Annotated in this window: 11 protein-coding genes; all 11 read left to right on the plus strand. The window is 33.2% G+C overall.

Annotated features, from left to right (window positions below):
• Positions 1-157 precede the first annotated feature (157 nt).
• The 11 genes from AC6CHR_RS06945 (at position 158) to AC6CHR_RS06995 (ending at position 8425) form a co-directional block, all read left to right on the plus strand.
• Positions 158-1090, plus strand: coding sequence for a phosphotransferase enzyme family protein (locus AC6CHR_RS06945; protein ID WP_498247821.1), 933 nt, complete (start codon positions 158-160; stop codon positions 1088-1090).
• Between the two features lie 146 nt (positions 1091-1236).
• A complete protein-coding gene (locus tag AC6CHR_RS06950) occupies positions 1237-1722 on the plus strand; it encodes a GNAT family N-acetyltransferase (protein ID WP_498247822.1) in 486 nt (161 codons plus the stop codon).
• 136 nt (positions 1723-1858) lie between these two features.
• On the plus strand, positions 1859-2386 hold the full coding sequence (locus tag AC6CHR_RS06955; RefSeq protein ID WP_498247823.1) for a hypothetical protein: 528 nt from the start codon (positions 1859-1861) through the stop codon (positions 2384-2386).
• Between the two features lie 141 nt (positions 2387-2527).
• Positions 2528-2701 carry a hypothetical protein gene (locus AC6CHR_RS06960; protein ID WP_498247845.1) on the plus strand — a complete coding sequence of 58 codons (174 nt, stop codon included), beginning with the start codon at positions 2528-2530 and terminating at the stop codon, positions 2699-2701.
• A gap of 111 nt (positions 2702-2812) precedes the next feature.
• A complete protein-coding gene (locus AC6CHR_RS06965) occupies positions 2813-3013 on the plus strand; it encodes a hypothetical protein (protein WP_498247824.1) in 201 nt (66 codons plus the stop codon).
• A gap of 443 nt (positions 3014-3456) precedes the next feature.
• Positions 3457-4023: a GNAT family N-acetyltransferase gene (locus AC6CHR_RS06970; RefSeq protein ID WP_498247826.1), complete on the plus strand. Its 567-nt coding sequence runs from the start codon at positions 3457-3459 to the stop codon at positions 4021-4023.
• 165 nt (positions 4024-4188) lie between these two features.
• Positions 4189-5811, plus strand: a complete 1623-nt coding sequence (locus AC6CHR_RS06975; RefSeq protein WP_498247827.1) for an ABC1 kinase family protein — start codon at positions 4189-4191, stop codon at positions 5809-5811.
• 112 nt (positions 5812-5923) lie between these two features.
• Positions 5924-6199 carry a hypothetical protein gene (locus AC6CHR_RS06980; protein ID WP_498247828.1) on the plus strand — a complete coding sequence of 92 codons (276 nt, stop codon included), beginning with the start codon at positions 5924-5926 and terminating at the stop codon, positions 6197-6199.
• 147 nt (positions 6200-6346) lie between these two features.
• Complete coding sequence (locus AC6CHR_RS06985) at positions 6347-6796, plus strand: NUDIX hydrolase (RefSeq protein WP_498247846.1); 450 nt, start codon at positions 6347-6349, stop codon at positions 6794-6796.
• A gap of 34 nt (positions 6797-6830) precedes the next feature.
• Positions 6831-7370, plus strand: coding sequence for a histidine phosphatase family protein (locus AC6CHR_RS06990; RefSeq protein ID WP_498247829.1), 540 nt, complete (start codon positions 6831-6833; stop codon positions 7368-7370).
• A gap of 233 nt (positions 7371-7603) precedes the next feature.
• A complete protein-coding gene (locus tag AC6CHR_RS06995; protein WP_498247830.1) occupies positions 7604-8425 on the plus strand; it encodes a squalene/phytoene synthase family protein in 822 nt (273 codons plus the stop codon).
• The last annotated feature ends 145 nt before the right edge of the window (positions 8426-8570 follow it).

Raw genomic sequence — 8570 nt, forward strand, 5'->3', positions numbered from 1 at the left:
AAAAGGATTCATTCAGTCCTTGGAGAACTTATTCAACTATGGGAGTTTATTTGAATAAGAAAGTCTGAGCGAATGGTTTAATATGGGAATTTTATCGGTGTTTTTATTATAATCGGAATATTGCTAATATAAAATAATTAAGGCGGTAAAGTTTATTATGGAACGGAAAATACTTGAATCACTCAACGAAATTTATCCAGTTAAAATTTTGTCAATTGAATCAGTTACTAATGAAATATTTCGTTGTATGACTGAGCAAGGGAGCATCTTTGCAAGAGTAACAAACTATAAAACATACGAAGAACAGTTAGAAGAAGTTAATTATACCAACTTTTTATATAACGAAGGATTTGGGGTACCGACAACAATACAATCGTTAAACGGTAAATTCGTTGAAAAGATTCCGTTAGAGAGTGAAGTTCTAACTGTTCTTTATAAAGGTGCTGCTGGTGTACACTTGCCTAGAAGTCAATGGAATGCAAAGGTGTTAAAAGAATTAGGTAGACAAATTGGTCGTTTACATTGTTTATCGAAGAAATTTGAAAATATGGAGTCCATTAAATACATTAACGATTGGTATAAAAATGAAGAATATGATTTTCTTAAATATATTCCAATAGAAGAAAACAATATTAGAGAAATTGCAGACGAGATTCTAACTACAACCAAAAGACTTCCAAAAGATCATTCAAATTATGGTTTGTTACACGGTGATATATGGTTAGAAAATGTATTGGTAGATAGTGAAAATACTTACACATTGATAGATTTTCAAGATTGCGAGAAACATTTTTACATATTTGATTTAGCAGTTCCAATATACAGTGCGTTGGAATATTCATTTGTGGGAAACGGTAACATAGATGACTATGGGCGGTCTATATCTAATGCGATAATTGAAGGGTATCAGGAGGAAAATACACTGTCTCTAGAGATGATTGAAAATCTCCCTCTATTTATAAAATTAAAGGAACTTTTTGAATACAGTTTAATGCATATGTATTGGGACAAAGAAAAATTAACTGAAGAACAAATACGAATAATGAACTATTATAGAATAAGAATTGAACATAAACATTCCCTTATTTAATTTTGGGTTATTAAACTACTGAGAGCGCGATACTTCAATAAAGATGTATCGCATTTTAAGGTTGAACTAAAAAAGAAACAACTAACAAAATATGGCTTTAGAATGATAATATGTGTATTAAATAAAGGCTGAGAGGATGAATTCAGTTGTTTGAAACTGAAAGATGTTTCATAAATACCTTTAAAAAAGCGGATTACCCTGATGTGAAAAAACTATTTGTAAATCAGGATGTAAGAAAATTTCTCGGTGGTATACGGGAGGAAGAATCAATTCAAGTAGTATTAGACTCTATGCATAATTCATCTGACATTTCCTATTATTGGGTTGTTAGAGATAAGCGATCAGATATTTTTATTGGTTTAGTTTCTCTCGACCCTCATCACGAGGGCGTTTACCTTGAAATATCATATCAATTATTACCAAATTGGTGGGGGAAAGGGTATGGAACAGAAGTAGTTAAATTGATTATTCATTATGCTTTAAACGAATTAAATCTTACAAAAGTAGTTGCTGAAACACAAACTGCAAATAAGAGTTCTTGTAGGCTCTTAGAAAGAGTAGGTATGGAATTAGAACGTAACATTATCAGATTTGGTGCTGAACAAGCAATTTATTCAATAAAATCATCCTGAATAGCAGTAAGCATTATTAAACAAACGTGGTAGGTTAGTGCAGGAACACAAAAAGTTAAACTTTTCATTAACTGTACTTGTAATCTTATCGATAAGGGATTGTATTATTAAACAATAGAATTGTGAGGGACGGAATATGAAAAAAGGAAAGATCTATTTATTTGGTGTATTTCTCATACTAATATGTGCATTATCGGCTTGTATTCAAAGTCCTGATTCCGAGTTGTATGAAGGGAATTCTTTAAGAATAGCAGTAGTTGGGGAACCACCACAAGTAAAAGAAGAACAAGTTACTTTCAGTAAAGTAATTTTGGATAAACTATCAGACAATGAAATAGGCTCCTATGATGCTGTCTTTATTACAGAAGAAAATCTACCTCAGGCATCTGAAAGCAAGTATGCAAATACTTACTTAGACTCAATTATTCCGTTCTTTTTTATAACAGCTAATAGTCACATCCCTTTTACCGAAAAAGAAACAGAATTTAATGAGTCCTGGAATTGGACTGCTGGCAATAACTATGCTGTTGGGGTTCTTACTACTAATGAAGATAAACCGTTAAAAAGTTGGGGTTTTGGATTATATAATGATAAAAAAACTGATGAAAACATAAAAAAGGTATATTCAAGTATTTTTGAAACAATTGAAGGACTGAATCATTAAAGCTTCTTTAGTAATCATTCGCCTTTTGAACCAAATGTGGGTTACTTAAAAAAGCAGCAAAAAGGATCTTTAATTATAAAGGTATGATGGAAGTTAAAATGATATAAAAGTTCTAATTCATGACATTATTACTCTTTTATTATCTTAAGTAGGAGTACAAGACATTATAATGGTGAATATGAACGTTGGGGAGATATTTTAGATGTTATAGATTCTGATAGACAGAGAGAGAATAATATTCCTTTTAAAATAGAAGGGAATAAAGTTTATATTCCAGAGGATGCTTTTAACGATGTAATGATGTGTTGCTCATAAGTATATTATTTTAATATTCTACTAAAGGGGCAGGTTACTTCAAAAAAGAAACAGATATGTTTTATGAAACTTCTTCTTGTTATGGTCGTATTTAAACGGAGGGGGATGTGTATGAAGGAATTCGAACTTAGCTTTAAAAATAAACGTGTTAGCATGTGGTTTATATGGGTACTACCTGTAATCTTACTTTCAGGAGTACTATTTTTTCTTTTACCAACAGAGTACCAATGGGTACCTTCGATTCTACCTGTCACTGCTATAATTATCTTTTTTGGCTGGGTCAAATCTGATAAAAAGAAAAATATAAGGTAACTAATTTTATTCCACTAACGGGTGCACCAATTCAAGAAGGAATAGTACATTTTCTTAAATGAACTAAAGCAGCATATTAGTAAGGTGATTCAAAAAAGGGGGGGATAAAAGTGGACTTATTCTTTTGGATAACTGTTGTTTCATCATAAATGGATTTGTTGTTATAGTTTCTATGAAAAAAATATGGAAAGTAAGCTCGCTTTTATAAAAGGAAATATGGAAAGCAAGGAGATTTTAACTAAACCCATAGTTTGGTGGGGAGTGGGAACGACAGTTTGGGGGACAGTGAGTATCATTCTTTTAGTGTGGTGGTTTTCTGTAAGTATGTAAAAATTAGTGAGTTTTTCCCATTGTTTTAGAAGGAATAGTTCATTTTGGTGAAGAAATGTACCTAGAACAAGTCTAGGTGTAAGTGAAATATAAGGAAATTAGGGGATGAAAACTTGAACCATTTATTCACAATAGACTGTGGAGAAATTTTTCTTCGAGAATTTAGGATAGAAGATGCAGATGCAATCTATGAAATTACTTCTCAATCTGAAGTTTATGAATATTTACCTGATTGGAAATCGACAAGAGAACAACGTTTAGACTGGGTAAAAAATTATGAAATACCTTCAAACAAAAAGTTCTTTTCAGCAGTGCCTAATATTGAAATACAAAACTATCTAAAATTAGGAATTATATTAAAAAAAACTGACGAATTTATAGGATTTTGTAATACGGGCATTAAAGAAGAATTACCTGGACCTAATAGAGAGATTGCTTATGCTATATCAAAGCATTATAGAAATAGAGGATATACAACAAAAGCAGTACAAGGATTGATTAAATTTTTATTTGAGAAAACAAATGTCAAACTTTTAAATGCAATTGTTTTAACACAAAATTTTAGTTCAAATAGAGTTATTCAAAAAAGTGGATTTGAATTTGTTGGAGAGATTGAAATTGAAAATTTAAAATATTATCATTCCACTCTTAATAAAAATGATTGGAATAATAATAAATAAACACACGCACCTTGATTCTTCTTGAATTAACGGGTGCATTACTTCAAGAAGGGGTATTGCACTTTCTTGTTGTACTAAAGTGGCAGTTTAGTGGAGCAAGGATATGTTAAATTTACACTTTGAGAATGCTACAAGATAGGTTAATACTAAATGGGAAGGGGATTTATGGTGAAAGCAAAGAATAAGTTGGTTCGGATGTCAAAGGTGCTATTTATGTCCTTTTCCATCTTCATTCAAATTTATTGGTATAAAATTCGGAAAAAGCCTGAATCTGAATGGGAAAAACTTTGGGGGGAAATAGGTGAAAGGTTTCGTAAAACACTTTTTGAATTAGAAGGTTTGCTAATCAAAATCGGACAGATGCTCAGCATTCGTGCCGACTTGTTGCCCAATGCATTTATACGCCAAATCCAAGATCTCACAGACAAAGTTCCCCCTTCTAACTGGAGTGATATTCAGGAAATTCTTGAAATGGAATGGGGGAATCCACTTAAGCATCACTTACTTTCGATCGAAAAAGATGCAATTGCTTCAGCATCGATTGGAGAAGTATATAAAGGTGTTTTGAAAGATGGAACAAAGGTCGCTATTAAAGTGCAACGTCCTCATATTCATTCGATTGTACAAATTGACTTCCGTACTTTAGGGATCATCATTTGGTTTGCTGATCACTTTGTTCCCCTTCCAAAAGGGTTTATTAATTTAAAAGTTTTGTTTAAGGAACTAAAACAAGTGATTGAACAAGAACTTGATTTTTCAAAAGAGCTGACAGCCCTACTCTATTTTAGAGAACGATTTAAGGATGTCGATGTTGTACAAATTCCTTCTGTGTATTCGGAGCTTAGTACGTCAAAGGTACTGGTGATGGAATGGGTTGAAGGAATAAGACTCACAAATGTAGGGGCTTTAGATCAATTAGAAGTGAGCCGTCATGAGTTGGCTCAACGGCTCATCGAAGTGTTCCTTCCTCAATGGATCGAGCCTGGTATGTTCCATGCTGACCCACATCCAGGAAACGTACTTGTATCAAAGGAAGGAAAAATCATCTTACTTGATTTCGGAATGGTAGGGGAAATCACCAAAAAGGATGCTGCTAATTTTCAAGGTTTGATTGAAAGCTTGCTTTCTAAAAATTATGCCAAAGCTGTTGTTTGCTTGTCTCATTTAGGATTTTTACTCCCTGATGCTGAATCAAGAACGATCGAAAGGTTATTAGCTGAATTTATGTCCTTCCAACCTGCTCAATTAAAAGAAATGGATCTTATCGCATTAAAATTAGAAATGAACGATATGATTCAAGCCCTCCCCATTCAGGTTCCAACAAGATTTGTCTTTTTAGGTCGCTCTTTCGTAACGATTGAAGGAAATCTCCGCAATTTGGCACCGGAGGAGGAACTCATTGATTTAGGTAAACCTGTTTTTATGGAGTGGTTAAATAAACAAGGGAATAATAAATGGTCATTTATTTGGCAATGGATTCAGTCACAGCCTATATTTAAGATCTTTCATTCTGTTACAGATTTTTTAAATGCACCACAAACATTAGAGTATTTAAAGGAAACCGAACAAAGAAGACAATTTCAATTTATTATTTATGAAAATCATAAAAAGCAGTTATTTCAATTAACGTTACTTGGATTTATAGGGATAGTAGCAGGTATCTATACCTCACATCCCCTTATTTGGAAGCTGTCAGTTGGTGTTAATGCCTTCTCAAGTATCGGGTATATTATTTGTAGTTATAAGCTAAAAAAATGGATGAAGTACATGCATGAAAAACGGAGATGATAAATGCATAGTAATGATAAAGTTATAGTTTTGGATTGTGAAGGATTGTAGTTAAAAGTATAGAATTAATTATAAAGATAAATAGCTTTTTTGATGCAGGGAGCGAGATAATTTGAAAAAGATAGTAATAGGCGGATTTATAATGTTAGGTGGCTTATTAACTACATTAACAATTATTTTATCTGGAACTATATATGCAACTCATATTACGGAATGGTCTAGTAGGTCAAAGTTATGGCATGCAATCTTTGGGTCGGAACAAAATGGAGATGAAGTTGTACAGTCATTATTTTTAGGAGTTCCATTCGTATTAGGAGTGATTTTTACAATTTTGGGTTTAGTTATTTTAGGTATCGAATATTATAAAACTTTTAAAACACAAGGATAAGTCAATTTGTGTTAAACGAAAGGGTGCATTACATCTAGAAGAGGTAAAGTGCCTTTTTTCTTGTTGAACTAAAGGGCAGGCTAGTTCAATAAACAAATATTTTGGAAGGGAAATAAGTAAACTTTGATGAAGTAATAAAGATAATTTATTGGGGGAGGGTACTTAAAAAGGTTTATCGTAAATGTTGAAGGTGCTATAAGGAAAAATGATAAGTGGCTAATAATTGAAAGAAGCAAAAAAGAGGAACATGCTGGTGGTCTGCTTTCCCTTGTTGGAGGTAAGGTGGATATAGGAAATTCATCAGATATATTAGAAAGAACATTAAAGCGTGAAATTTTAGAATTAGTCGGTGTGAAAGTAAAAGACAGGTTAACTTATGTACAAAGTACATCTTTCGTTACAGATACTGATGAAAATGTAGTGGATATTGTTTTTCTTGTCGAATATGAATCTGGTGATGCATTTCCTAAAAGTCCTGATGAGGTAGAAGAGGTATTATGGTTAACTACTGAAGAAATATTAAGACACCCCAAATCACCAATTTATTTAAAGGAAAGTATTAAATGTGCCGAGGCTTTGCTTCCAATTCAATCGTAATATTAACTTTATACATAATATTGGAGTGGTATAATTGAAGAAAATTTATGTTATTAGGCATTGTGAGGCTGAAGGACAGCCACCTGAAGCACAACTTACGGAAATTGGTTTAAAACAAGCCATAGATTTGACTATTTTTTTCTCTGACATTAAAGTTGAACGAATAATTTCAAGTCCTTATAAACGTGCTATCCAAACGATACAACCACTTGCCAATCAGTTAAATATTGAAATAGAAATTAACACCGAACTAGCAGAACGTTCGTTAAGTCCTAAACCTCTTTCGGATTGGTTTGAAAAGTTAAGAGCAACATTTGAGGATTTTGACTTAAAGTACGAAGGTGGAGAGTCTAGTCAAGAGGCGACGGATCGGATTGTAAGTGTTCTAAATACCGTTATAAATGAAGGTGTTGAAAATACTATTATTGTTACGCATGGAAATATAATGTCCTTACTATTAAAGTATTATAATAAAGAGTTTGGTTTTGAAGATTGGAATAAGTTAGGTAATCCAGATATTTATCTTCTAAAAACAGAAAACAATGAAATAACTTTTGAGCGAATATGGAGTTGAAATGTCAACGGAAATTGTGAATATTTTCACTTAAACTAAAGGGTGCAAGAGTTGAACAATACGATGGGTCACTCCTGCATCCTTTTTTATTTATCTTTATTCAACTAACGGAGCAGGTTTATTGAGTAATTAGGGCTTAAATTATGTTTATTATTAAATATTTTATATAGTGGGGATAATACAATTTAAAATAAAGAAATATAACATGTTGACAAAAAAGGGGACATAACAAGATGAGTAAAGCAATCAATTTACATAGAAGTGCAATAGACATGTTGATGGCGACAAGCCGGACCTTCTTTATTCCTATTAGTCATCTACCGTCAGGATTACAAGAAGCTGTTACATCTGCTTACTTATGCATGAGAGCTATTGACGAGATTGAAGACCACCCCCAACTCCGATTGGAATCAAAACATAATCTATTACTTTCAATCAGCCAGCTCTTGAAAAAGCCCTTCAATAATAAGGAGTTAATGGCTTTATTTCACCCATACAACTCCCTCCTGCCGGAGGTTACCTTACGATTTGGCGATTGGATAAAGCTTTGTCCACCAACAATTGTAGAAAATATTTCGAATGCCACATCTACTATGGCGAAGGGGATGGCCGACTGGGCTTTAAAAGAGTGGCGGATTCAGAATGAAGAAGGTTTGAATGAATACACATTCTACGTTGCAGGTTTGGTAGGAGTCATGCTCTCAGATATTTGGAAGTGGTACGATGCTGTTGAAACGGACAAGGATCTAGCTATAGCCTTCGGTCGTGGCTTACAGTCTGTAAATATTCTTCGCAATCGTGCTGAAGATTTGGAACGAGGTGTGGATTTCTTTCCCGATGGATGGGAGTTAGAAGATATGTTTATGTACGCCCGACGTAACCTAGCATTGGCTGACGTTTATTTGGAGGATATTAAACCCGGTCCGATCCTTAATTTTTGTAAAATCCCGATAGCTCTTGCTCATGGTACACTTGATGCTTTAACAGAGGGGAAGGAAAAAATGAGTAGAGCTAACGTAACTGAAATAGTTAGTCGAGTAGTAGATAGAAAATAAGATTCTACAATTTAGAAATAAATTTTTATATTTGTCCTTGTTGCACTAAAGAGTGCGTTAATTTAAAAAGTAACAAAAAGGATCTTCAATTGAACTGAACCCCAATTGTTAGACACAACTAACAATTGGAGGTGCAGTTTTTGTG

The sequence above is a fragment of the Metabacillus sp. GQ13 genome, from assembly GCF_059758525.1.

Excerpts from the sequence above, each read along its gene's own strand:
- AC6CHR_RS06995 (WP_498247830.1), top strand. The coding sequence starts at position 7,604 with ATGAGTAAAGCAATCAATTTACATAGAAGTGCAATAGACATGTTGATG.
- AC6CHR_RS06975 (WP_498247827.1), top strand. The coding sequence starts at position 4,189 with ATGGTGAAAGCAAAGAATAAGTTGGTTCGGATGTCAAAGGTGCTATTT.
- AC6CHR_RS06965 (WP_498247824.1), top strand. The coding sequence starts at position 2,813 with ATGAAGGAATTCGAACTTAGCTTTAAAAATAAACGTGTTAGCATGTGG.
- AC6CHR_RS06955 (WP_498247823.1), top strand. The coding sequence starts at position 1,859 with ATGAAAAAAGGAAAGATCTATTTATTTGGTGTATTTCTCATACTAATA.
- AC6CHR_RS06945 (WP_498247821.1), top strand. The coding sequence starts at position 158 with ATGGAACGGAAAATACTTGAATCACTCAACGAAATTTATCCAGTTAAA.